The 22611-nt window shown below is 69.1% G+C and carries 25 protein-coding genes; 16 read left to right on the forward strand and 9 right to left on the reverse strand.

The window, feature by feature from the left end; all coding sequences use genetic code 11:
- Positions 1-85: 85 nt before the first annotated feature.
- Complete coding sequence (locus LDL49_RS36925) at positions 86-712, reverse strand: SCO2322-related protein (protein ID WP_225298399.1); 627 nt, start codon at positions 710-712, stop codon at positions 86-88.
- Positions 713-794: 82 nt separating this feature from the next.
- Here LDL49_RS36925 and LDL49_RS36930 point away from each other — a divergent pair, with 82 nt between their 5' ends.
- On the forward strand, positions 795-1001 hold the full coding sequence (locus LDL49_RS36930) for a hypothetical protein (RefSeq protein ID WP_214637851.1): 207 nt from the start codon (positions 795-797) through the stop codon (positions 999-1001).
- A gap of 66 nt (positions 1002-1067) precedes the next feature.
- Here LDL49_RS36930 and LDL49_RS36935 read toward each other — a convergent pair whose 3' ends face one another.
- On the reverse strand, positions 1068-2069 hold the full coding sequence (locus LDL49_RS36935) for an aldo/keto reductase family protein (protein ID WP_225298402.1): 1002 nt from the start codon (positions 2067-2069) through the stop codon (positions 1068-1070).
- Positions 2070-2126: 57 nt separating this feature from the next.
- On the opposite strand from LDL49_RS36935, the gene LDL49_RS57460 reads away from it, so the two are divergent.
- Positions 2127-3164: an SMI1/KNR4 family protein gene (locus LDL49_RS57460; protein WP_263655973.1), complete on the forward strand. Its 1038-nt coding sequence runs from the start codon at positions 2127-2129 to the stop codon at positions 3162-3164.
- Positions 3165-3170: 6 nt separating this feature from the next.
- On the opposite strand, the gene LDL49_RS36950 is transcribed toward LDL49_RS57460, so the two are convergent.
- Positions 3171-3755, reverse strand: coding sequence for a DUF3043 domain-containing protein (locus tag LDL49_RS36950; protein ID WP_225298405.1), 585 nt, complete (start codon positions 3753-3755; stop codon positions 3171-3173).
- 153 nt (positions 3756-3908) lie between these two features.
- Here LDL49_RS36950 and LDL49_RS36955 point away from each other — a divergent pair, with 153 nt between their 5' ends.
- From LDL49_RS36955 to LDL49_RS36985, 7 genes are all read left to right on the forward strand, one after another.
- The gene (locus LDL49_RS36955; protein ID WP_225298407.1) at positions 3909-4715 is read left to right on the forward strand and encodes a PspA/IM30 family protein; all 807 of its coding nucleotides are present in this window, start codon (positions 3909-3911) and stop codon (positions 4713-4715) included.
- Positions 4712-4990 carry a PspA-associated protein PspAA gene (gene pspAA, locus LDL49_RS36960; RefSeq protein ID WP_225298409.1) on the forward strand — a complete coding sequence of 93 codons (279 nt, stop codon included), beginning with the start codon at positions 4712-4714 and terminating at the stop codon, positions 4988-4990. Before LDL49_RS36955 ends, pspAA begins: the two co-directional genes overlap by 4 nt.
- 2 nt (positions 4991-4992) lie before the next feature.
- Complete coding sequence (gene htpX, locus LDL49_RS36965; RefSeq protein ID WP_225298411.1) at positions 4993-5889, forward strand: zinc metalloprotease HtpX; 897 nt, start codon at positions 4993-4995, stop codon at positions 5887-5889.
- Between the two features lie 4 nt (positions 5890-5893).
- A complete protein-coding gene (pspAB, locus tag LDL49_RS36970; RefSeq protein WP_225298413.1) occupies positions 5894-6451 on the forward strand; it encodes a PspA-associated protein PspAB in 558 nt (185 codons plus the stop codon).
- Between the two features lie 25 nt (positions 6452-6476).
- Positions 6477-7859, forward strand: a complete 1383-nt coding sequence (locus tag LDL49_RS36975) for an alpha/beta fold hydrolase (protein WP_225298414.1) — start codon at positions 6477-6479, stop codon at positions 7857-7859.
- Positions 7860-7967: 108 nt separating this feature from the next.
- Positions 7968-10124, forward strand: coding sequence for a serine/threonine-protein kinase (locus LDL49_RS36980; protein ID WP_225298417.1), 2157 nt, complete (start codon positions 7968-7970; stop codon positions 10122-10124).
- A 36-nt stretch (positions 10125-10160) separates the two neighbouring features.
- Entirely contained in the window at positions 10161-10778 is a 618-nt protein-coding gene (locus LDL49_RS36985; protein WP_225298419.1) for an SIMPL domain-containing protein, read from the forward strand.
- 194 nt (positions 10779-10972) lie between these two features.
- Here LDL49_RS36985 and nadA read toward each other — a convergent pair whose 3' ends face one another.
- Complete coding sequence (nadA, locus tag LDL49_RS36990) at positions 10973-12130, reverse strand: quinolinate synthase NadA (protein WP_225298421.1); 1158 nt, start codon at positions 12128-12130, stop codon at positions 10973-10975.
- 157 nt (positions 12131-12287) lie between these two features.
- On the opposite strand from nadA, the gene erpA reads away from it, so the two are divergent.
- The gene (erpA, locus tag LDL49_RS36995; protein WP_214637841.1) at positions 12288-12641 is read left to right on the forward strand and encodes an iron-sulfur cluster insertion protein ErpA; all 354 of its coding nucleotides are present in this window, start codon (positions 12288-12290) and stop codon (positions 12639-12641) included.
- A gap of 113 nt (positions 12642-12754) precedes the next feature.
- Positions 12755-13741, forward strand: coding sequence for a carbohydrate kinase family protein (locus tag LDL49_RS37000; protein ID WP_225298422.1), 987 nt, complete (start codon positions 12755-12757; stop codon positions 13739-13741).
- An 84-nt stretch (positions 13742-13825) separates the two neighbouring features.
- On the opposite strand, the gene LDL49_RS37005 is transcribed toward LDL49_RS37000, so the two are convergent.
- The 3 genes from LDL49_RS37005 to LDL49_RS37015 all read right to left on the reverse strand — a co-directional run bounded on the left by LDL49_RS37005 (position 13826) and on the right by LDL49_RS37015 (position 15723).
- The gene (locus LDL49_RS37005) at positions 13826-14257 is read right to left on the reverse strand and encodes a CBS domain-containing protein (protein WP_225298424.1); all 432 of its coding nucleotides are present in this window, start codon (positions 14255-14257) and stop codon (positions 13826-13828) included.
- 81 nt (positions 14258-14338) lie between these two features.
- Positions 14339-14584, reverse strand: coding sequence for a sulfurtransferase TusA family protein (locus LDL49_RS37010; protein WP_225298426.1), 246 nt, complete (start codon positions 14582-14584; stop codon positions 14339-14341).
- On the reverse strand, positions 14581-15723 hold the full coding sequence (locus tag LDL49_RS37015) for a cysteine desulfurase family protein (RefSeq protein WP_225298428.1): 1143 nt from the start codon (positions 15721-15723) through the stop codon (positions 14581-14583). The genes LDL49_RS37010 and LDL49_RS37015 overlap by 4 nt, the downstream gene beginning before the upstream one ends.
- Positions 15724-15897: 174 nt before the next feature.
- Here LDL49_RS37015 and ctaC point away from each other — a divergent pair, with 174 nt between their 5' ends.
- From ctaC to LDL49_RS37035, 4 genes are all read left to right on the forward strand, one after another.
- Positions 15898-16692 (forward strand): aa3-type cytochrome oxidase subunit II, encoded by a 795-nt coding sequence (ctaC, locus tag LDL49_RS37020; protein WP_225298430.1) that lies wholly within the window; start codon positions 15898-15900, stop codon positions 16690-16692.
- The gene (gene ctaD, locus LDL49_RS37025; protein ID WP_225298432.1) at positions 16689-18350 is read left to right on the forward strand and encodes an aa3-type cytochrome oxidase subunit I; all 1662 of its coding nucleotides are present in this window, start codon (positions 16689-16691) and stop codon (positions 18348-18350) included. Before ctaC ends, ctaD begins: the two co-directional genes overlap by 4 nt.
- The gene (locus LDL49_RS37030) at positions 18350-18763 is read left to right on the forward strand and encodes a cytochrome c oxidase subunit 4 (RefSeq protein WP_225298434.1); all 414 of its coding nucleotides are present in this window, start codon (positions 18350-18352) and stop codon (positions 18761-18763) included. Before ctaD ends, LDL49_RS37030 begins: the two co-directional genes overlap by 1 nt.
- Before the next feature lie 141 nt (positions 18764-18904).
- Positions 18905-20170, forward strand: coding sequence for a L,D-transpeptidase (locus LDL49_RS37035; protein WP_225298436.1), 1266 nt, complete (start codon positions 18905-18907; stop codon positions 20168-20170).
- An 82-nt stretch (positions 20171-20252) separates the two neighbouring features.
- Here LDL49_RS37035 and trpD read toward each other — a convergent pair whose 3' ends face one another.
- Positions 20253-21299 carry an anthranilate phosphoribosyltransferase gene (gene trpD, locus LDL49_RS37040; RefSeq protein ID WP_225298438.1) on the reverse strand — a complete coding sequence of 349 codons (1047 nt, stop codon included), beginning with the start codon at positions 21297-21299 and terminating at the stop codon, positions 20253-20255.
- 9 nt (positions 21300-21308) lie between these two features.
- Complete coding sequence (locus tag LDL49_RS37045) at positions 21309-21707, reverse strand: hypothetical protein (protein WP_225298709.1); 399 nt, start codon at positions 21705-21707, stop codon at positions 21309-21311.
- Between the two features lie 197 nt (positions 21708-21904).
- Between LDL49_RS37045 and ctaE the strand changes: the two genes are divergently transcribed.
- Entirely contained in the window at positions 21905-22555 is a 651-nt protein-coding gene (ctaE, locus tag LDL49_RS37050) for an aa3-type cytochrome oxidase subunit III (protein WP_225298440.1), read from the forward strand.
- The last annotated feature ends 56 nt before the right edge of the window (positions 22556-22611 follow it).

Raw genomic sequence — 22611 nt, forward strand, 5'->3', positions numbered from 1 at the left:
GCGGCGAGGTGGTGAGGCAGCGAGACGTGAGGCAGTGCGGGGCAGTTAGACGTGCGGCGGTTTGGCGGGGGCGGTGAGGCGTGGGTCAGTGGGACGGGGTTCGGGGGCGGCGGCGGGTGGCTACGACGGCGCCGCTGACGAGGAGGGCCAGGGCGGTCGCGCCGCCCAGGATCAGCGTGAGTGGCGGGCCGTTCGATGAGGCGTCGTCCGGTGAGGCGTCGGCGGGTGAGGCGGGGGTGCCAAGGTTGGTGCCGGCGGTCGCCCTGGCCGGGTAGGCGTTGATCGCCACCACGTCCCCCTGAGCGTTCATACGGGCCTTGGCGGCCGTTGCCAGTAGTTGGGCCGTGGAAGCGGTCTCCGCGCCCGTCACGCACTTCGTCAGCCCCTCCGCGGGCGGTTGCTCGCCGGGGAAGGCGTCGGACTCGGGGTCGCCGAAGTCCACCCTGACCACGACCCGCTTGCTGCCGGTGGCCGCGGCGTCCTTGCCGCACACCATCTGGTACGACGGCAGGTCGCCCCCGGGCGGCTCCGTCGCGGTGCCGTCGGGTGAGGCGGAGAAGCGCCAGCCGATCACCGAGCCGTCCGGTGGGGCGTCCTTGGGGGAGCCCGCGAGCCACGTGACTTCCGCCGCACGGGCCACTCCGAAGGCGGCTCCCGCTACACGAGGTACGCCGAAGGCGACTTCCGTCGCCACACGATACGCGCGCAGCATCGATCGACCTCCAAGCTCGGGAGTAAGGTTCCAGTGCCGTCGGTGGGTGCGTCGGCGAACCCGCGGAAAAGGAGCGTATGGCATGACATGGCGATGGCGTTATGAAAATGCAAATGGTGGTGAGGTAACGGATCGCCCTTTGCCGCGAGAAGTTTTTCCGAGCCAGGCGGACGCGGAGTCCTGGCTTGGCGAGAACTGGGGTGAGCTGCTGGAATCCGGGGTCGAGCAGGTGGCGCTGCTCGACGAGGACCGGGTCGAATACACGGGATTGTCATTGCGTCCGGAGTGAAGCAAGGAGAAATGAAAAACCCCTTGAGCGTCATTGTTGCTCAAGGGGTTTTTGCTGCCCGGGATGTTATGGGCGCTTCGGGGGGCTGGCCGTCTTGGCGGGGTCGCGCTCGACGACCGGGCCGAGCACGGAGTCGATCCGCTCCAGTACGTCGGAGTCGAGCTTGACCCCGACCGCCTTGACGTTGTCGCGCACCTGCTCGGGGCGGGAGGCGCCGACGATGGCGCTGGAGACGTTCGGGTTCTGCAGGACCCAGGCGACCGCGAGCTGGGCCATGGTGAGGCCCAGGTCGGCGGCGATCGGCTGGAGCTCCTGTACGCGGGTGAGGACGTCGTCGTTCATGAAGCGGGCGATCATGTCGGCGCCGCCGGCCGTGTCGGTCGCCCTGGAGCCTTCCGGCGGGGCCTGGCCGGGCAGGTACTTGCCGGTCAGTACGCCCTGCGCGATGGGCGACCAGACGATCTGGCCGATGCCCTCACGCTCGCTGAGCGGTACGACCTCCGACTCGATGACGCGCCAGAGCATCGAGTATTGGGGCTGGCTGGACACGATCCGGTCGAAGCCCATGTCGTCGGCGATCTTCAGCGCCTGGGCGATCTGGTCGGCCGTCCACTCGCTGACGCCGATGTAGAGGACCTTGCCCTGCCGTACGAGATCGTCGAAGGTCTTGAGCGTCTCCTCCAGCGGCGTCTCGAAGTCGAAGCGGTGTGCCTGGTACAGATCGACGTAATCGGTCTGCAGCCGCCGCAGCGACCCGTGGATGGACTCGGTGATGTGCTTGCGGGACAGGCCGCGGTCGTTCGGCCCGGGGCCCGTCGGCCAGTAGACCTTGGTGAAGATCTCCAGCGATTCCCTGCGTACGCCCTTCAGGGCCCGGCCGAGCACCGACTCGGCCTTGGTGCCGGCATAGACATCGGCGGTGTCGAACGTCGTGATGCCCTCGTCGAGTGCCGCCTGCACGCACTGCTTGGCGGCGTCCTCCTCGACCTGGGAGCCATGGGTGAGCCAGTTGCCGTAGCTGATCTCGCTGACCTTGAGACCGCTGCGACCGAGGGTACGGAATTCCATAGATCCGACCTTAGGCCCGTCTCATGGGGTGATCTAAATCGGGATAGGGTGCGCGACGTGCTGAAGCTCGTACGGTTCGCGCTGACAGCGGCCATCCTGACCGCGATAGCGCTACGGCTGCGCCGCCGGGCCCGAGGGCCGGAGCAAGGGCCGGAGCCGACCGGCCCCGAGCCGATCCCGGGCCGCCCCACCAGGCCGAACTTGGCGCGTTACCGGGTGCGTGGCAAGGCCCGGCCGGTGGTGGCGCTGCTCGGGGTGGGCGCGCTGACGGCGGTCGTCTTCGGGGTGTTCGCCCTCATGGGGATGCCGATCCACGACCGGGAGGAAGACCCGCTCGGCGAGATGTTCCGTGACGCCGCGAGGCGCTCGGCCATGGCCGCCACCGCCGACCCCGCTCCCGCCCAGCCCGCCACCGGCGAGCCCACGCCCGCCGAAACCGCCATCGACGACGTGTCCTCGACGCCTTCGCCCGCCGCACCCGATCCGTTCTGCCACCCCGAGCCGCGGCCGGTCACCGTCCGCCCGCTGGACCCGAAGGTGAAACGCGCGGTCGACCGCCAGTGGCGGCGCGTCGAGCGGTGGCTGAAGGCCAACGCGCCCAAGACCTACGCGACGCTGGGCCGTCCGGGCCGCGCCAGGACGATCGCCGTCGCCGAAGCACAGATGGGCGTGGACTTCCCCGACAGCCTGCGCGCCTCGCTGCTGCGCCACAACGGCTCCAGAGGGGCCGGCGCCTTCGGCTTCGGCGCCTCGTCCGACGGCGCCGTCAACCTCGGCATCCGCGACATCAGGGACACCTGGCGGACTCTCTGCGCAAACGACGGCAGAGACCCCGCGATCGAGTGGTGGAGCGGCCGGACGATCCCCTTCCTCTCCTTCGGTCAGCGTGAGGGAGGGGACGGCGAGTACGCCGTGGTCGACTCCATCGGCGGCAAGGTCGGCTGGGACGGCACGATCTCCGGCATGAGCCCGCGCCCGCCCTCCTACTACGCGCTGATGCGGACCGTCGCCGACAGCCTGGAGAACCGTACGGAGTTCGACGGCTGGCGGCCCACGGTCACGCGAGGGGTGCTGCGCTGGGAGAAGCCGGAATGAACGGGTCTACTTCTTGGGCGGAACCGGCTTGCCGCCCGGCAGGACCGCGGGCGGCGGGAAGCGCAGCTTGCGGATCTGCAGAGCCCGCATCGCGGCATAGAAGCCGACGCCGCGCAGGTTCTCTTTGGGATACTTCTCCGCCACCAGCTTCTTGATCCGCCAGGCCACGAAGATCGAGGTGAAGAGCACGCCGATCATCATGATCGGCCAGCCGATCGTGATCACGTAGCCGAGCACCAGCGGACGGATGTCGGCGGGCCACGGGATCCACGTCGCCAGCAGGATCACCAGCGAGAACGGCAGGAAGTATTGGCTCGGCAGCCGCCGCGAGTCGACCCAGTCGCGCGCGAACTTGCGCGCCGGGCCCTTGTCGCGGGCCGGGAAATAGCGTTCGTCGCCCGCGAGCATGCCCTTACGGGCCCGCTCGCGCTCGACAGTCTGCTTGGCGCGGGCCTGTCGATAGGCCTCTTTGCGGTCCTTGGGCGCGGTGACCGGCTGGCGCCGTCTGCCTTCCGCGTCCCGGCGCTTGGGTGTGGGACGACCCTTGCCCTGGGGCTTAGGATCGTCAATGGGGACGGGGGTGTCGTCCACGGAGGTTTGGGAACGGCGTCGCAACACGACCTCAACCCTACCTGGATGGCAACTTAGTGACGCCCCCGTGCGTTATGCGTAGGGTAATCCCAAGGCGGCTGCGCTGCACTGGGTGAACACCAGCACGACCTAAGAAGGGGACGGCCGACGCGCATGAGCGTGATGAAGAGACTTTCGATGATCTTCAAGTCCAAGGCCAACAAGGCCCTGGACAAAATGGAGGATCCGCGCGAGACCCTCGACTATTCCTACCAGCGGCAACTGGAGTTGCTGCAGAAGGTACGCCGGGGCGTGGCGGACGTCGCCACCTCGCGCAAGCGGGTGGAGTTGCAGGTCAACGGCCTCGAACAGCAGGCCAGGCGTTATGAGGAGCAGGGCCGCAAGGCGCTGTCCGTCGGGCGCGAGGACCTGGCACGTGAGGCTCTCCAGCGCCGGTCCAATCTGCAGTCGCAGATGGCCGACCTGAAGATTCAGCATGAGAACCTGCAGGCCGAGGAGGAGAAGCTGACCACGGCTTCCCAGCGGCTGCAGGCGAAGGTCGACTCCTTCCGTACGAAGAAGGAGACGATCAAGGCCACCTACACCGCGGCCGAGGCCCAGACGCGCATCAACGAGGCCTTCTCCGGCATCTCCGAGGAGATGGGCGACGTCGGTCTCGCGATCCAGCGCGCCGAGGACAAGACCGCGCAGATGCAGGCCCGCGCCGGCGCCATCGACGAGCTGCTCGCCAGCGGCGCGCTCGATGACTACAGCGGCACCCGCGGCGACGACATCCAGGCCGAGCTCGACCGCATGGGCGGCGGCATGGACGTGGAGCTGGAGCTGGCCCGGATGAAGGCCGAGCTCGGCCAGGGTCCCGCGCCCAAGAGCGCCATCGAGCCGGGCCAGGGCCAGGCTGCGCCCCAGCAGGCTCAGCCTCAGAACACCCAGCAGCTGCGCCAGCCTGGGGAGGGCGCATGATCGTCAGAATCATGGGCGAGGGGCAGGTCGAGATCTCGGCCGACGACATCTCCGTGCTCAACCAGCTCGACAGCGAGCTCGAGTCGGCCATCGAGTCCGACGACGAGGCGAGCTTCCGGGTCAAGTTGCACGCCCTGCTCGACAAGGTGCGCCACGTGGGCAAGTCGCTTCCCGACGACAGCCTTGAGCCGTCAGAGCTGATCCTTCCCCCCGCGGACGCCTCGATCGAGGAGGTCCGGGAGATGCTGGGCGACCAGGGCCTCATCCCGGGCTAGCCATGAACACGCGGTTCGCGCCCGATCGCGGTCTGACCACCCGCATGGTCGTGACGATGTTCCTGCTGGGGCTGCTCTATGTGGCCTTCATGGGTGTCCTCATCGCCGTGGGCGTTCAAGGACTGGTCGTGCTGGTGCTCGCCGGGGGCCTGCTGCTCGCGCAGTATTTCCTGTCCGATCGCATCGCGCTGTTCGCGATGCACGGCCGGGAGGTCTCGCCGCAAGAGGCTCCCGAGCTCCACGGCATGGTCGACCGCCTGTGCGCGATGGCCGACATGCCCAAGCCGCGGGTGGCGATAGCGGATTCCGACGTCCCCAACGCCTTCGCCACCGGCCGCAACCAGAACAACTCCGTCCTCTGCGTGACGACCGGCATCCTGCGCCGCCTGGAGCCCCAGGAGCTGGAGGGCGTGCTGGCACACGAGCTGTCGCACGTTGCCCACCGTGACGTCGCGGTCATGACGATCGCCTCGTTCCTCGGCATCGTGGCCGGTCTGATGACCAGGTTCGCCCTGTACACGGGTCTGGGCCGCAGCCGCGACAACAACGGCGGCCTGCCGATCGGGCTGATCATCATGCTGGTCTCGATCGTCGTGTACGCGATCAGCTTCCTGCTCACCCGGGCCCTGTCGCGCTACCGCGAACTGGCCGCGGACCGGGCGGGCGCGTTGCTCACCCAGCGGCCGTCGGCCCTGGCCAGCGCGCTGACCAAGGTCACCGGCGACATGGCCAGGATCCCGAACCAGGACCTGCGCGAGGCGGCGCCGTTCAACGCCTTCTACTTCGCCCCCGCGCTGGCCAAGGGCACCTCCATCGCCACCCTGTTCTCCACTCACCCACCGCTGGAGCGCCGCCTGGAGCAGCTGGCCAGGATCTCCGCCCAACTCGGAAGGGGCTGACCGCATGGGCTGGCTCGACACCCTGCTAGGCCGGTCGAAGCCTGCACCGCCCAACCTCGACGCACTGTTCGCGCTGCCGTCCGCGGCGGTGACGCTGCAGGCCGCCACCGGTCTCGTTCCCACCGGTCTCGGCTCGGTGTCCTTCCGCGCGGCGGAGGGCGGCGCGTTCGCCACCCTGGAAAGCGACGTGCAGGCGCTGCTCGGCGAGCGCGTCGACAAGTCGTCCGACAGTTACGGCTACACCTGGCTCCTGGTGCGCCGATCGCCCGACGACGTCAGCGACCTGGTCACCGAGCTCCACGCGGTCAACGCCTCGCTGGAGGGCGCCGGGTTCGGCCCCTCGCTGCTCTGCTCGCTGGTGTCGTTCACCGATCCCAACGGCCGGCGGCTGGCGGTCGTCTACCTGTACAAACGTGGCACGTTCTACCCGTTCGCGCCGCTGTCCGGCCAGCACCGCGACAACGCGCTCGAACTCCAGGCCAGAGGCGCGCTGGAGAGCGAGCTGCCGCTCGAACAGGATCTCGGCCGCTGGTTCCCGGTATGGGGCGCCCCCGGCCTCTGATCGCACCGGGTGATCTAATGATCACGTGGAGCGAAGACTGCTGGTGCTCGCGGCCACCGCCCTCGTCGTGGCGGCCGTGCTGTACAGCGCCTGGATGCCCGGCCAGTTCACCAGCCCGCTGGTCGACCGGACCGACGGCCTGGTCGGCGAGCTGGCGGCGCGCGACCAGCCCGCCACGCGCCTGTTCAGGGCCGCCGACGTGCTGGCGGGCCTGGCGATCGTGCTCGGGGTGGCGCTGACGCCCAGGGTGCGGCGAGAGCGGTTCGCCTGGCTCGGGGTGGCGGCCTTCGGCGCTCTCGTGCTCGCCGGTGGGCTGTTCCCGCTCGACTGCGCCGCGCTGGGCGATCCCGTCTGCGAGCTCGGCCCGCTGTCGCTCTCGCACCGCGTCCACGCCGTGACCGGTGTGCTGGCCACGGCCGCCGTGCTGGCCGCGATGGCCCTGCTGAGCCGATGCTGGGACACCTGCGTCGCCTGGCTCATCACCGGCGCGGCCCTGGGCGTCACCGCGCTGACGCTGGCGGCCATCGCGGGCGGATACCCGGCCGGGCTGGCGCAGCGGGGGCAGGCGACGCTTGTGGCGGTTTGGCTGGTGTACGTCGCGCTACGGCTGCTGGAGGCCGACGACCGTCCGCTGGTGCCGGGTGCGGGGCCGCATGTGGTCGTTCAGGGCTTGGGGCCGGTCGTGCTCATCAGCGCGGGGCTGGGCGGTGTGTCCTCTCACTGGGACGGGGTGGCCGCCGAACTCGCCCGGAGCCACCGGGTGATCCGCTTCGACCGGCCCGGTCTCGGCCGCAGTCCCGCCTCGCCGGCGCCACCCACTCTGTACGGGGAGGCGGCCCGCCTGGCCGCCCTGGCCCCCGCCCATCCCGAACAGGTCACCGTGGTGGCCCACTCGGTGGCCGCCTGGCACGCGGAGGCGTTCGTCAGGCTGCATCCGATGTGCGTGGCCCGGCTGGTGCTGGTCGACCCGAGCCGGGCCGACCGGCACCGGCGCGCCTCGTCGCTCGGCAGGTCCGTCGGCCGATGGCTGCCCGCGCTGGGCGGCGCCTGGGGTGCCGCCGCGCTCGCCCTCCTGACGGGTCCGGTCGTCCACCGGCTGGTCAGCGGCCTGCCGGACCGGGGGCGCGCGTACCGTACCGGCCGGGTGCTCGCCGCGGCGGTGGGGGAGTTTCTGGCCCGGCGGGAGATGACGGCCGACCTGCGCCGCGTGCGGGCGCGGCACGCCTTCCCGGACGTACCGGTGACCGTGATCAGCCCGGTGACCGTGATCGGCACGGGCGGGAGGGCGCGGCGCCAGGAGCGGCTGGCCGGCGACCTGAACGCCGACCTCGTCCGCATGACCTCCTCGACCCGCCGCATCCATCTCGCCGCCGCTGGCGTGATCATCGACGCCGTCCGCGGCCTGTGATCACGACGCGCCCGTGGCCTGTTCTGGCTGGTGTGTGCGTCGATGTGCTGACGCGGAGCCGCGTAACCCACCAGAATGGCGGAAAAGACGCCATATATGGGGGTTGTAATGCCGGACCTCGTGGCCCTCAGGCCAGGGGATCCCGCGTCGGTGGGGGCGTACACCCTGTCGGGGCGGCTGGGCGAGGGCGGGCAGGGGACCGTCTACCTCGCGACCGCCGCCAACGGCGCGCAGGTCGCGGTGAAGCTGCTCCGCGCGGACCTGGCCGGGGATCACGAGGCGTCGGAACGGTTCGTCCGCGAGGTGGCGATGGCCCGGCGGGTCGCCCCTTTCTGTACCGCTCAGGTCATGGAGACCGGGTTGTTCGGCGGCCTGCCGTACATCGTCAGCGAGTACATCGACGGCCCGACGCTCGATGACGTGGTGCGCACGGACGGCCCGCGCTCGGGGACGTCCCTGCACCGCCTGGCGATCGGTACGGTGACCGCGCTCGTCGCCATCCACCAGGCCGGCATCGTGCACCGCGACTTCAAGCCGTCGAACGTCGTGCTCGCCTCCGACGGCCCCCGGGTGATCGACTTCGGCATCGCCAGGGCGCTCGACCTGACCTCGTCGCTGACGGCCAGCGCCATCGGCACGCCGTCGTTCATGGCGCCCGAACAGCTCACGGAGGCGGCTCCCGGGCCTCAGTCGGACATGTTCGCGTGGGCGTGCACGCTGCTGTTCGCCGCTTCCGGGCAGCCGCCGTTCGGGCAGGACAGCCTGCCGGCGGTGGTCAACCGGATCATCCATACCGACGCCGACGTCACACCGATTCAGGATCCGGCGCTGCGCTCGCTGGTGACGGACTGCCTGGCCAAGGATCCCGGGCGGCGGCCGACGGCGAGTGAGGCGCTGATGCGGCTGCTCGGCCACGGGCCCGGCGGCGCCCCACCCCGCCTCCTGGACCAGCCCGGCGGCGCGGCACCCAGCCTCCTGCGCCAGGGCACCGCCGTGGCCGCCTCAGGGCCGGTCCCGGCGATGGGCTCCACGCCTCGGGCGCCGGGGGGCTCCGGGCCGGTGCCATCGACGCACCTGCCGTACCAGCAGCCTCCGCCGCCCCCGTACGCGCGGCCGTTATACCAACAGCAACTCCTGCTGACCCAGCCGCCCGCCCGGACGGGTGGCAGGCGGGGCATCGGGTGGATCGTCGCCATAGCGGTCGCGTGCACGCTGGCGCTGGCCACGGTCGGCGGCATCGTCGCGGTACGGCTCGCGTCCCTGCCCGGCCCGATCGGCGCCTCCTCGCCGACACCGGAGGACACGAACAGCACGGATGCCTCGTACACCCCGACCCCGACCCCAACCCCGACCCCGACCCCGGACCAGAGCACCCGGACGATCGCGCTGCCCGGCACCTCCGTCGAGATCCGGGAGAACGGCTCCGACCCGATCAAGCTGGCCTCCTACAGCCTGAACGGCGGCAAGGGCGTCTACGTCCGGCGGGCCGCGTCCGACGACTTCACGCTCGACAACCACTACTTCGAGTACGCCCTGGCCGCCGACGGCACCCGCGCGCTGGCCACCGACGTCGACTACAGCAGCGACGGCTACGCCCTCGTGTCGATCATCGACCACCGGACCGGCGCCAAGCGCACGGTGAAACTCAGCACCAAGCCGGTGTTCCCGACGACGCCGCGCTGGTCGCCGGACGGCAAGCTCGGCCTGGTCACGCTCTTCAAGGACACGGGCTTCAAGGGAAAGGGTGGGGAGAGCGTCGAGTACGGCTACGGCGTCATCGACGTCGCGCGGGGCACGGGCAAGGTCTACCAGGTCAAGGAGAAGGGCGCGGGCGAGTGGCGCTTCTTCTGGGACGCCGGCGGGCAGGCCGTCGGCACGTGGGTGGGCGGCCGGATGAAGTTCTACGACCTGGACGGCAACGCGCTGCGTACGCTGTCCGGCGCGGGCTCGCCCGTCTGGGTGGAGGGCGACGACCTCTCCCCGTCGGGCGGGTTGTTCCTGTCCCACTGCACCGCGGCGGGCGGCACGCTCTGCGCCAGGTCCACGACGGGTAGTGGGAGCACGCCCGTCACCATCCCGTTCGCCACCAACCGGCTCATCGGCTGGTGGGATGACCGGCATCTGGCCGTGTGGCGGGTCAAGGGTGCCGGATACGAGGCGGTTGTGATCGATCTGAAGGGGCAGGTCATCAGAGTGCTGGCCACCGCGGCCAAGCGGGCCGAGTTCGACAAGATGGGCATGCGCTTCAGCCGCGGTACGCCCTGACCAACCCGCCGATCCTACGGACCCAAGGGGGTGCGCGTGGAAACGGAGCACGAGCAGATCGCCGTCGCCGGCGAGGGGGCGGTCTCGGCCGCGCCCGACGTCATGCGTCTGAACGCGGGCGTGGAGGTGCGCAGAACCTCGGCCGCCGAAGCCTTCGCCGCCGTCAGGGCCGCCGCCGTCCGGCTCACGGAGGCCCTGACCGGGGCCGGCATCGCCCCGGAGGACCTGCGTACCAGCGAGTTGTCCCTCGGCCCCGAGTACGAGGTCTATCCCAAGGTGGCCGCCTACAGAGCCGCGCAGGGCGTCGAGGCGCTGGTCCGTGACCTCTCGCGGGCCGACCGGGTGATCGACACCGTGGCGGCGGTGGGGGAGGAGGCGCGGTTGAACGGGGTTTCGTTCGAGCTGTCCGACCCCACCAGGGCTCTGGCGGAGGCGAGGGTACGGGCGTTCCGCGATGCCGCCGCCAAGGCCGCCCAGTACGCCGAACTCGCCGGGCGCCCGCTGGGCGGGGTCGTCTCGGTGACCGAGGAGTCGGTGGGCGGCCCGCAGCCGATGGCGTTCGCCGCGCTGGCGGCGGAGGAGAAGGCGTCGATCAGCCCCGGACGCCAGACCTTGTCGATCGGCGTCCGGGTCGTGTACGCCTTCGGCGACTAGTTCGGTTCGTCACGCGACCGTCTCGATCCCTGTGACGGTCGCTTGTGGGCTGGGGTCCTTCGGGGGGATTACCCCCTGCGGGGGAGTGGATGAGGGCGGTCCGTTGTGGCTGGGGCCCTTGGGAGGGATACCCCCTGCGGGGGAGCGGATAAGGGCGGTCCGTCGTGGCAGGGGAGCCCAGGGGTCGTGAGGTGTCAGGGGAGGGCCAGCATCCGGTCCAGGGCGACCTTGGCCCAGTGGGTGGTGTCGGCGTCGACCGTGATCTGGTTGACGACCTCCCCGAGTGCCAGTGACTCCAGTGCCCACACCAGGTGCGGCAGGTCGATCCGGTTCATCGTCGAGCAGTAGCAGACCGTCCTGTCCAGGAAAGAGACGTTCTTGTCGGGGAACTGCGCGGCGAGCCGCTTGACCAGGTTCAGTTCGGTGCCGATCGCCCAGCTCGAACCCGCCGGAGCCGCCTCCAGCGTCTTGATGATGTGCTCGGTCGAGCCGACGTGGTCGGCCTTGAGCACCACCTCGTGCTTGCACTCCGGGTGCACGAGCACGTTGACGCCCGGGATGCGCCGCCGTACGTCATCGACCGACTCGGCCGTGAAACGGCCGTGCACCGAGCAGTGGCCCTTCCACAGGATCATCTTGGCGCGGTCGAGCTGCTCGCGGGTGAGGCCGCCGTTCGGGCGGTGGGGGTTCCAGACGACGCAGTCGTCCAGCGACATGCCCATCTCCAGCACCGCGGTGTTGCGGCCCAGGTGCTGATCGGGCAGGAACAGCACCTTCTCGCCCTGCTCGAAGGCCCAGTCCAGGGCCCTCTTGGCGTTGGAGGAGGTGCAGACAGCGCCGCCGTTGCGGCCGCAGAAGGCCTTGATGTCGGCGCTGGAGTTCATGTACGTGACGGGAATCACCTGATCGGCGAGACCGGCGTCCTCCAGCGACTCCCAGCACTCCTCCACCTGGTCGAAGGTGGCCATGTCCGCCATCGAGCAGCCCGCCGCCAGGTCGGGCAGGATCACCTTCTGCGCCTGGCCGGTCAGGATGTCGGCGGACTCGGCCATGAAGTGCACGCCGCAGAAGACGATGAACTCCGCCTCCGGCCTGGCCGCGGCCTGCTGCGCGAGTTTGAAGGAGTCGCCGGTGACGTCGGCGAACTGGATGACCTCGTCACGCTGATAGTGGTGGCCCAGCACGAACAGCCGGTCACCGAGCGCCTTCTTGGCCGTGCGCGCCCGCTCCACCAGGTCCGGATCGGAGGCGGGTGGCAGCTCACCAGGGCAGTCGACCCCCTTCTCGCTGTGCGGATCGGCGTCCCGGCCGAGTACGAAGAGCGGCAGCCCAGTCTGGGTGGCCATGGCCATACCCCCTTATCGTCGAACTGACGATACTCATCATGACATATCGCCCGTAGCACTTATTCCGGGGGTCCGGAGGGCTGGGAATGTGTAGCACGGGGGATGTGTTGGTAGCGTCTAAGTAGGACGTCGTAAACAGACAGCCGGGTTAGGGAGTCAGCAGATGACGGTTGAGAGCAGCGAGACCACGACGCAGGGCCTGATCCTGACTGACGCGGCCGCCGCCAAGGTCAAGGCCCTGCTTGAGCAGCAGGGCGAAGAGGGCCTGCAGCTGCGCGTGGCCGTGCAGCCGGGTGGCTGCTCCGGTCTGCGTTACCAGCTCTTCTTCGACGACCGCTCGATGGACGGCGACGTCGTTACCGACTTCGGCGGCGTGAGCGTGGTCACCGACAGGATGAGCGCCCCTTACCTGCTGGGCGCCTCCATCGACTTCGTGGACACGATCGAGAAGCAGGGCTTCACCATCGACAACCCCAACGCCACCGGCTCCTGTGCCTGTGGCGACTCGTTCAACTAGTCGGTGCGGCCAAGGTCCCGCTCGCATCCATGCGACGCGGGACCTTCGCGTATCCTTCCTCGCGTATCCTCGTTTGGTTCATTGGCTTGCTGACAACGAGGAAGAAGAATCCCGTGCGCATCGCCGTCACCGGCTCCATCGCGACCGACCACCTGATGACCTTCCCAGGAAGCTTCGGCGATCAGCTGATCGCCGAGCAGCTCGATCGGGTGTCGCTCTCCTTCTTGGTCGACGACCTGCAGATCCGTCGCGGTGGGTGCGCGGCGAACATCGCCTTCGGCATGGGCTGCCTGGGGCTCAAACCGATTCTCGTGGGCGCGGTCGGCTCGGACTTCGCCGACTACCGCTCCTGGCTGGAGCGCCACGGCGTGGACTGCGATTCCGTGCACGTCTCCGAGAACCATCACACGGCCCGCTTCCTCTGCACCACGGACGAGCACCACAACCAGATCGCCTCGTTCTACACCGGCGCGATGGCCGAGGCCCGGCTCATCGAGCTGCGGCCCGTCTCCGACCGCGTGGGCGGGCTCGACCTGGTGCTCATCAGCCCGAACGACCCCGACGCCATGCTGCGCCACACCGACGAGTGCCGCCAGCGGGGCATCCCGTTCGCCGCCGACCCCTCGCAGCAGCTCGCGCGCATGGCCGACGAGCAGATCCGTGACCTCGTCGACGGCGCCGCCTACCTGTTCTCCAACGACTACGAGAAGGGGCTCATCGAGCAGAAGACCGGCTGGTCCGACGCCGAGGTCCTGGACCGGGTGGGCGTCCGCATCACCACGCTCGGCCCCAAGGGCGCCGTCATCGACCGCGCGGGCGAGCCGTCCATCCAGGTCGCTCCCGCGCCGGAGCAGGGCAAGGCCGACCCGACCGGTGTCGGCGACGCCTTCCGCGCGGGCTTCCTGTCCGGTCTGGCCTGGGGCCTGCCGCTGGAGCGCTGCGGCCAGGTCGGCAACCTGACCGCCACGCACGTGCTGGAGCGGGTCGGCGGCCAGGAGTACGAGCTCGGGCAGAAGGCCTTCCTGGAGCGGTTCGGCGCCGCCTACGGGGCCAGGGCCGCCGAGGAGATCGCCGGCGTCGTCCGCTGCCACCACGCCTGACCCACCGCACCGCTCGCGGAGCGCCCCGCCGCACGGTCAGTGCGGCGGGGTGGTGTGTTTTCCGCGACGGCTGTACGCCGGCGGTCAGGCGCCCGCGTACACCCGGTGGACGAATTCGACCAGCTGGTCGTCGGGCAGGTGCCTGGCCAGGTCGGCCTCGGTGATCATGCCGATGACCCGCATGTCCGACATCACCGGCAGCCGCTTGATCTGGTGCTCCTCCATGAGCTGGAGGGCCTCCTCGACCGTGGCGTCGGCCGGCACCGAGACCAGCCCGACCACCAGGTCGCCCGCCCGCATGGCCGACGGATCACGGCCCTCGGCCACGCACTTGAGCACGATGTCGCGGTCGGTGATGATCCCGGTCACGCGGTCGTCCACGCAGACCGGCAGTGCCCCGACGTGGCTGTCACGCATCATCTGCGCGGCCCGGTCGAGCGTCTCGTGGGCGGGGATGCACTCCGCGCCCCGGCTCATCAGGTCGCGCGCGGTCTGGTGCGGATGTCCGTGAGTCATGTCTTCCCCCCGGAAGTCGATGGTCTGACCCGAGGGGGTTCCTACCCATTTTGGGATGCTCTGCGCCGTACGTACGAAATGTCAGTAATTGCGGCGTACGTGGATGGACCAGCCGCCCTGCGGCAGCTCGTAGGAGCCCACGTGGCGGTGGGACTTCAGGCGGCACCATGCGGGGACGTCCGTGAACGCGGCCGGATCGTCGGCCAGGACGGCTATCACGGCGTTGAGCGGGACGTAGTTGATCTGCTCGGCGAGCATGATGATCGGGATCGGGCACTTCTTCCCGAGCGCGTCGATCGTCAACGCCGGCTGAATAACCTCGGTCATGCGACTCCTGCGTCCTGCCGGATTCGGTGCACCACATCGGGCAGCACGGCGAGGAACCTGTCGACCTCGGCCGCGGAAGCGCCCCTGGGCAGTGACACCCGGACATTCCCATGCGTGAGCACGCCCATGGCTTCCAGAACGTGCGATGGACGAAGCGTACTAGCGGTGCACGAACTCCCGGACGATACTGCGAATCCGGCCTTGTCCAGCTCGGTGAGCAGGACCTCCCCGTCGACGTAGAGGCAGGAGAACGTCACGATGTGGGGCGCCCGCTCGACCGGGTCGCCGATCACCTCCACGTCGGGCACGATCTCCGGCACGGTCCGCCGGATCTTGTCGACGAGCGCCGAGAGCCGGTCACGTTCGCGCGCCGCCTCTGCGGTCATCGCGCGCAGCGCGGCCGCGGCGGCGACGATGCCCGGCACGTTCTCGAACCCGGGGACCCGGCGCCGCTCGCGCTCGTCCTCCGGCAGGAACGACCTGAACCGCGTGCCCTTGCGCACCGCCAGCACCCCCACCCCGGCCGGACCGCCCCACTTGTGGGCGCTGGCCGTCAGCACCGACCAGCCCTCCGGGATCGGCAGCCGCCCGGCCGTCTGCGCGGCGTCGACCAGCAGCGGGACGCCGTGCTCCCGGCAGGCCGCGGCCACCTCGGCCACCGGCTGGAGCGTGCCGACCTCGTGGTTGGCCGTCTGCAGGCAGGCCAGGCCCGTGTCGGGCCCGGCGACGGCGGCCGTGAAGGCGGCCGGGTCGACGCGTCCGCGCAGATCCACCCCCACGATCTCCACCGTGCCGCCGCCGCGTTCGTGCAGGCTGGCGGCGTGCAGCACGCTGGAGTGCTCGACCGCGCTCGTCACCAGATGCCGCCCCGCCCTCCGCCTGCCGTGTAGGGTGCCGAGCACGCCGAGATGCACGGCCTGCGTGCCCGAAGAGGTGAACGACACCTCGTCCGGGCGCGCGCCGAGCGCCTCGGCCACTTCCGTACGGGCCTGCTCCAGCAGCAGGTGCGCACGGCGGGCCTGGCCGTACAACCTCGCGGGGTCGGCCCAGCCGACATCGATCGCCGCCAGGAGCGCCTCGCGGGCCTGGGGGTGGAGCGGCTCGGTCGAGGCCGCGTCAAAGTACGCCACGAGACCCATCGTCCCACTTGCCTTCCCCCATCGAGGGGGCGCGCGGGAGGGCGGGGCTCTTGCACGCTAATGTGTCTGCAATCAGCTGTGCTTTTAGACATACGAGCGCCCAGGAGGACTCCTGGGCTTCATCTGTGGGGTAGGCGATCCGTGAGTCCGACTCGCCGTTCGACACGGCGTTCGTTGGCCCGGCGCAGAGTGCCGCGAGCCGCCGCTTTGGCGTTGCTGCTGGCCTCCGCTACGGCGTGTGCTAATGACGTTCCCAAGGCCGATTGGTCCAAGGGTCTGCTTCCTGAGCACATCACCAGCCAGGGCGACATCGTCCAGAATCTTTGGAACGGGGCCTGGGTCGCCGCACTCGCCACGGGCGCCGTGGTCATCGTCCTGATCATCTGGGCGTGTTTGTTCCATGTGAAGCGCAAGGCCAAGGCCGAGCTCCCGCCGCAGGTGCGTTACAACCTGCCGATCGAGATGCTCTACACCTTGATCCCGCTGGTCATGGTGTCGGTGTTCTTCTTCTTCACCGCGCGTGACAGCCGGGATCTGCAGGCGCTGTCCGGCCACCCTGACGTCAAGGTCAAGGTGGAGGCGTTCCAGTGGAGCTGGCGGTTCACCACGACGCTCAACGGCAAGACGTTGAAGCCGGTCGTGGGCCAGCCCGTGAGCGACTACAAGTCGGGCCCGCAGCTCGTGCTGCCCGTGGGCAAGACGGTGGAGTTCGAGCTGGAGTCGCCCGACGTCATCCACTCCTTCTGGGTGCCGGCGTTCCTGTTCAAGCGTGACGTCATCCCGGGGCTGCCCAAGGACAACAAGGGCCGTTTCTTCGAGATCAAGACGCTCGACAAGCCCGGCGTCTACGCGGGCCGCTGCGCCGAGCTGTGCGGCGTCGACCACAGCCGGATGCTCTTCTCGGTGAAGCTCGTCAAGCAGGCTGAGTACGACCAGTACATCGCGACTCAGGCTGGGAGCGCTCAGTGACCGCCATCCAAGAGCCAATCTCGACGACCCCGAGGCGCGCTGCCAAGGGCGCGGTGGTCGTGAAGTGGCTGTCCAGCACCGACCACAAGATCATCGGTCACCTCTATCTGATCACGTCGTTCGCCTTCTTCCTGATCGGCGGCGTCATGGCGCTGATCATGCGGGCCGAGCTGGCGCAGCCGGCGCTGCAGTTCGTCAGCAACGAGCAGTTCAACCAGCTGTTCACCATGCACGGCACGATCATGCTGCTGATGTTCGCGACGCCGCTGTTCGCCGGGTTCGCCAACGAGCTGATGCCGCTGCAGATCGGCGCGCCCGACGTGGCCTTCCCCCGGCTGAACATGGTGAGCTACTGGCTCTACCTGTTCGGCAGCATCATCGCGGTGTCGGGCTTCTTCACGCCCAACGGCGCGGCCTCCTTCGGCTGGTTCGCCTACACGCCGCTGTCGACCGCGATCAGCTCGCCGGGCATGGGCGGTGACCTGTGGATCATGGGTCTGGCGCTGTCCGGCCTGGGGACGATCCTCGGCTCGGTCAACTTCATCACCACGATCATCTGCATGCGCGCGCCGGGCATGACCATGTTCCGCATGCCGATCTTCACCTGGAACATCCTGCTGACCAGCATGCTCGTGCTGATGGCCTTCCCGGTGCTGGCCGCCGCGCTGCTGGCCCTGGAGGCCGACCGCAAGCTCGGCACCCACATCTTCACCCCGGAGAACGGAGGGGCGCTGCTGTGGCAGCACCTGTTCTGGTTCTTCGGCCATCCGGAGGTCTACATCATCGCGCTGCCGTTCTTCGGCATCGTGAGTGAGATCTTCCCGGTGTTCAGCCGCAAGCCGATCTTCGGCTACATCAGCCTCGTGGCCGCGACGATCTCGATCGCCGGCCTGTCGATCACGGTCTGGGCGCACCACATGTTCCCGACCGGGCAGGTGTTGCTGCCGTTCTTCTCGTTCATGACGTTCCTCATCGCGGTGCCGACGGGCGTGAAGTTCTTCAACTGGATCGGCACGATGTGGCGTGGGCATCTCACGTTCGAGTCGCCGATGCTGTTCTCGATCGGCTTCCTGATCACCTTCCTGCTGGGCGGCCTGACCGGCGTCATCCTGGCCTCGCCGCCGCTCGACTTCCAGATCAGCGACACCTACTTCGTCGTGGCGCACTTCCACTACGTGGTGTTCGGCACGGTGGTGTTCGCGATGTTCGCGGGCTTCTACTTCTGGTGGCCCAAGTTCACCGGCAAGATGCTCGACGACAAGCTCGGCAAGGTGCAGTTCTGGCTGCTGTTCATCGGCTTCCACGCGACGTTCCTGATCCAGCACTGGCTCGGCGTCGTCGGCTTCCCGCGCCGCTACGCCGACTACAGCCCCGCCGACGGCTTCACCGACCTGAACTTGATCTCGTCGGTCGGCGCGTTCGTGCTCGGCCTGTCGGTGCTGCCGTTCTTCTACAACGTCTGGAAGACCGCGCGCAGCGCGCCCAAGGTCACGGTCGACGACCCGTGGGGCTACGGCAACTCGCTCGAATGGGCGACCTCCTGCCCGCCGCCGCGGCACAACTTCAGCATGCTGCCGCGGATCCGGTCCGAGCGTCCCGCGTTCGACCTGCACTACCCGCACGTGTCCGCCAAGACGCCCCAGGAGGTCGAGGCCTGATGAAGGTACAGGGTTGGCTGTTCCTGCTGTGCGGCCTGTTCTTCGCCGGCGTGGACGTCGCTTACTGGTTCTGGACCAAGGCGGACACCGGTCACGGCGAGCCGGTCGGCACCACGGCCATGGCCATCTCGGTCGGCTTCGCGTTCATGATCGGCTACTACCTGATGTTCACGGCGCGGCGCATCGGCGACCAGCCCGAGGACAACAAGCAGGCCGAGATCAGCGACGGCGCCGGTGAGATCGGGTTCTTCAGCCCGAGCAGCTGGTGGCCGCTGTTCCTCTGCCTGGCGGCGGCGTTCGCGTTCGCCGGGTTCGTGATCGGGTTCTGGATGTTCCTGATCGGCGTGTTCCTGATCATCATGGCCATGATCGGATTCGTGTTCCAGTACTACCGGGGTAACTTCTCGCACTGACCGCGAGGCTTTCGGCGGGTGTCCTCTTCTGGGAGAGGACGCCCGCTTTTTGTTGTTCTTTGCCGGTGCACGGATGTGACGAATCGAGCACTCAGGGTAACAAGTGAGGGGAATGGATCGATCTCGGACGGGGGAGTGCACGTGGGGCGCTTGGCTCATGGATCCGCCGGGCTGCTGGCCCTGGCCCTGCTGACGTCGTGCTCGGGGACCCAGACCGTCCCTTCAGGAAGCGCCGGGGCGACCGGTGCCGGTGGGGGTGCCGCCGCCGGTCAGACCGCCGCGGTCGGTGCGGGAGCGGCGAAGCCGGCGGTGGCGGCCACCGTGGTGGTGAATCCACTCGACAAAGCCGGAAATATCCCGACTGACCAGACCGTAGTCGTCGCCGCCCAGTCCGGCACCCTCAAGAGCGTCCGGATCCAGGGCGGCGGCAAGGCGGGCGGACTGCCGGGCGTGCTCAGCGCCGACGGCACCGCCTGGCGCAGCACCCGTACCGCCAGGCCGGGCACCACGTACACGATCACCACGCTCGCCACTGGAACCGACGGCAAGCCGATCGAGACCACCAGCACCTTCTCGACGGTCAAGGCGACCAAGACCTTCGACATCGAGACGGTGACGCCGAACCGGTACGACACCGGCCTGACGGTCGGCGTCGGCATGCCGGTCATGATCACGTTCGACCAGCCGATCACCGACCGGGTGGCGGTCGAGCGCAATCTCCTCATCCACAGCTCGAAGCCGGTCGAGGGCGCCTGGCACTGGTTCGACGACCGGCACGTGGACTTCCGGCCGCTGCACTACTGGCCGGCGCACACCGACGTCCGCCTGGAGGCCCACCTGGCCGGCGTACGCGGGGCCGAAGGCGTGTACGGCAAGCGCGACTTCGCCTTCGACTTCAAGATCGGCCGTTCGCAGATCACCAAGGGCAGCACCGACGTCCACGTGCTGACGGTCCGCCGCGACGGCAAGAAGATCCGCACCATGCCGATGAGCGCCGGCCAGGGCGGGGACTGGAAGTACTACACGACCTCCGGCATCCACCTGGCCATGTCCAGGGAACCGGTGACCGTCATGACCTCGCCGGGCATCGGGCCCGGGTCGGCGGGCTACTACCAGATGACCGTCTACAACACCGTGCGCATCTCCAACAGCGGCGAGTACGTGCACAGCGCGCCGTGGTCGGTCGGCTCGCAGGGCTACGCCAACGTGAGCCACGGGTGCGTGAACGTCAGCCCGGAGAACGCGGCCTGGTTCATCAAGAACACGCTGATCGGGGATCCGATCATCATCACGGGCTCGCCCCGGGTGCTGGAGCCGACCAACGGGTGGGGGCACTGGCAGGAGAGCTGGCGGGAGTGGCTCAAGTGGAGCTCACTCAAGGCCGCACCCACCATGCTCTATCGCTAATCGCAGAAACCCTCTGTCCGTCCCTGTAGCCCTCATGGCAGCCCTCTTGAGGGTCGTGCCGTACTTGAGGGCCCTGGTTGGGTCAGGCCGGTCGGAGGGAGCGGCTGGTCTCTATCCAGCGGTCCAGGGCGGCGGCGGCGCGGCCCGAGTCGACGGCCTGGACGGCGCGCGCGTAGCCGTCGATCATGGCCGCGTCGAGGTCGTCGCCGGGCCCGTCCAGCGCCACCAGGGCCGCCGCCGCGTTGAGCAGCACGGCGTCCCGCACCGGGCCCGTCTTGCCGCGCAGCAGGTCGTGGACCGCCTGGGCGTTGAAGGCGACGTCGCCGCCCTTGAGGGCGCCCGCGTCGGCCCGGGGGATGCCGAGGACGGAGGGGTCGAAGACGGTCTGGGTGGCGACGCCGTCCTTGACGATCCAGACCGTGGAGGTCGTCGCGATCGTGAGCTCGTCGAGGCCGTCGTCGCCGCGGAAGACCAGGGCGGAGACGCCGCGCTCGGCGAAGACGCCGGCGAGGACCGGCAGCATGTTCTTGTCGAAGACGCCGATGGCCTGGGCCGCGGGGCGGGCCGGGTTGGTGAGCGGGCCGAGGAAGTTGAAGACCGTCGGGACGCCGATCTCCTTGCGCGGCGGCCCGGCGAAGCGCAGCGCGGGGTGGTAGACCGGGGCGAAGCAGAAGGCGATGCCCGCCTCGCGGGCGACGCGGGCCGTCTGCTCGGGCGTCAGGTCGAGGCGGATGCCCAGGTGCTCCAGCACGTCGGCGGCGCCGCACGAAGAGGAGGCGGCCCGGTTGCCGTGCTTGACCACGCGCGCGCCCGCGCCGGCGGCCACGATGGCGGCCATCGTCGAGACGTTGACCGTGTGGGCGCGGTCGCCGCCGGTGCCGACGACGTCGACGACCGGGCCCTCGACGTCGAGGGGGGTGGCCAGCTCCAGCATGGTGCGGGCCAGGCCCACGACCTCGGCCACCGTCTCGCCCTTGGCCCGCAGCGCGATCGCGAACCCGGCGATCTGGGCCGACGTCGCGGAGCCCGACATGATCTCCCGCATCGCCCAGGACGTCTCATCAGCGGTCAGATGCTCACCCGACAGGAGAGCCGAGAGCAGGGCGGGCCAGGTCGTCCGGGCATCCACGGCAGGCACCTACTTCGCGTTGAGTCGGGTCAAGGCGCGGCGGCGCATGAGGTCGGCGACGGTGTCGGCCAGGACCATGGGCTCCAGCGGCTGCGGCACCACGGCGTCGGCCTTGGACCAGTCGGCCAGCCAGCGGTCGTCGCGCCGGGCGATGATCAGGCAGACGGGCGGGCAGTCGTAGACCTCGTCCTTGGCCTGGCGCGAGACGCCCATGCCGCCGGCGGGCTGGGTCTCGCCGTCGAGGATGGCCACGTCGATCTCGCCGGAACCCAGCCACTGGTGAACCTTGGGCTCGGTGGCGCACTCCACGATCTCCACGAGGGGGACATCGGCGGCGGGTCGCCGGCCGATCGCCAGCCGAACCTCTTCACGGGTGGCGGCGTCGTCGCTGTAGACGAGGACCCTCATCGTGTCGTCGGTGCTCACGGTCGCGCTCACTATCGGTCGTAGCTGTATGGTCACCTGGGATCGTACCGGTGCCCTGGCCCGCAATCCCAGGCCACCGTCTCTGGCGGGCGTTTTGTCCTCATTTTTTGAGGTTACGGGCATGTTTGTTCCTGCTTACGGGGGGGTCGTGCGCGGGACCGCCCACAGAAGCCGCAATAATGCTGCCCGTGGCGACAGCATCCGCAATAACTTCGACGACGACAGCACAGCCGTACCGCAGACCCAATCTGGTCAGTGTCGGTACGATCGTCTGGCTGTCCTCCGAGCTCATGTTCTTCGCGGCGCTGTTCGCGATGTACTTCACCATCCGGTCGGTGAGCGAGGGCAACGGCCTCGAGTGGGGCCCCGCGCTCCTGCAGAAGGGCGTGGAAGCCGAAGGCGCTCACCTGAACATCCCGTTCGCGACGGTCAACACGATCATCCTGGTCCTGTCGAGTGTGACGTGCCAGCTGGGCGTATGGGCCGCGGAGAAGGGGCAGGTCGGCAAGCTCCGCTTCTGGTACCTCGTGAGCTTCCTGATGGGCGCGGTCTTCGTCGCCGGTCAGCTGTACGAGTACGGCGAGCTGGCGAAGGAGGGCGCGACCCTGTCCGCGAACGCCTTCACCTCGGTGTTCTACCTGACGACGGGCTTCCACGGCCTGCACGTTACGGGTGGCCTGATCGCGTTCCTCTTCATGCTGGGACGCACGTACGCCGCGAAGCGCTTCACGCATGAGCAGGCCACCAGCGCCATCGTCGTGTCCTACTACTGGCACTTCGTCGACGTCGTCTGGATCGGTCTTTTCGCGACCATCTACATTATTCGTTAAGGAACGGGATCTCTGTGACTAGGATCACCGCTTGGCGGCGGCATCCCCTCGCGAGA

The sequence above is a fragment of the Nonomuraea aurantiaca genome, from assembly GCF_020215705.1.
Classification (GTDB): Bacteria; Actinomycetota; Actinomycetes; order Streptosporangiales; family Streptosporangiaceae; genus Nonomuraea; species Nonomuraea aurantiaca.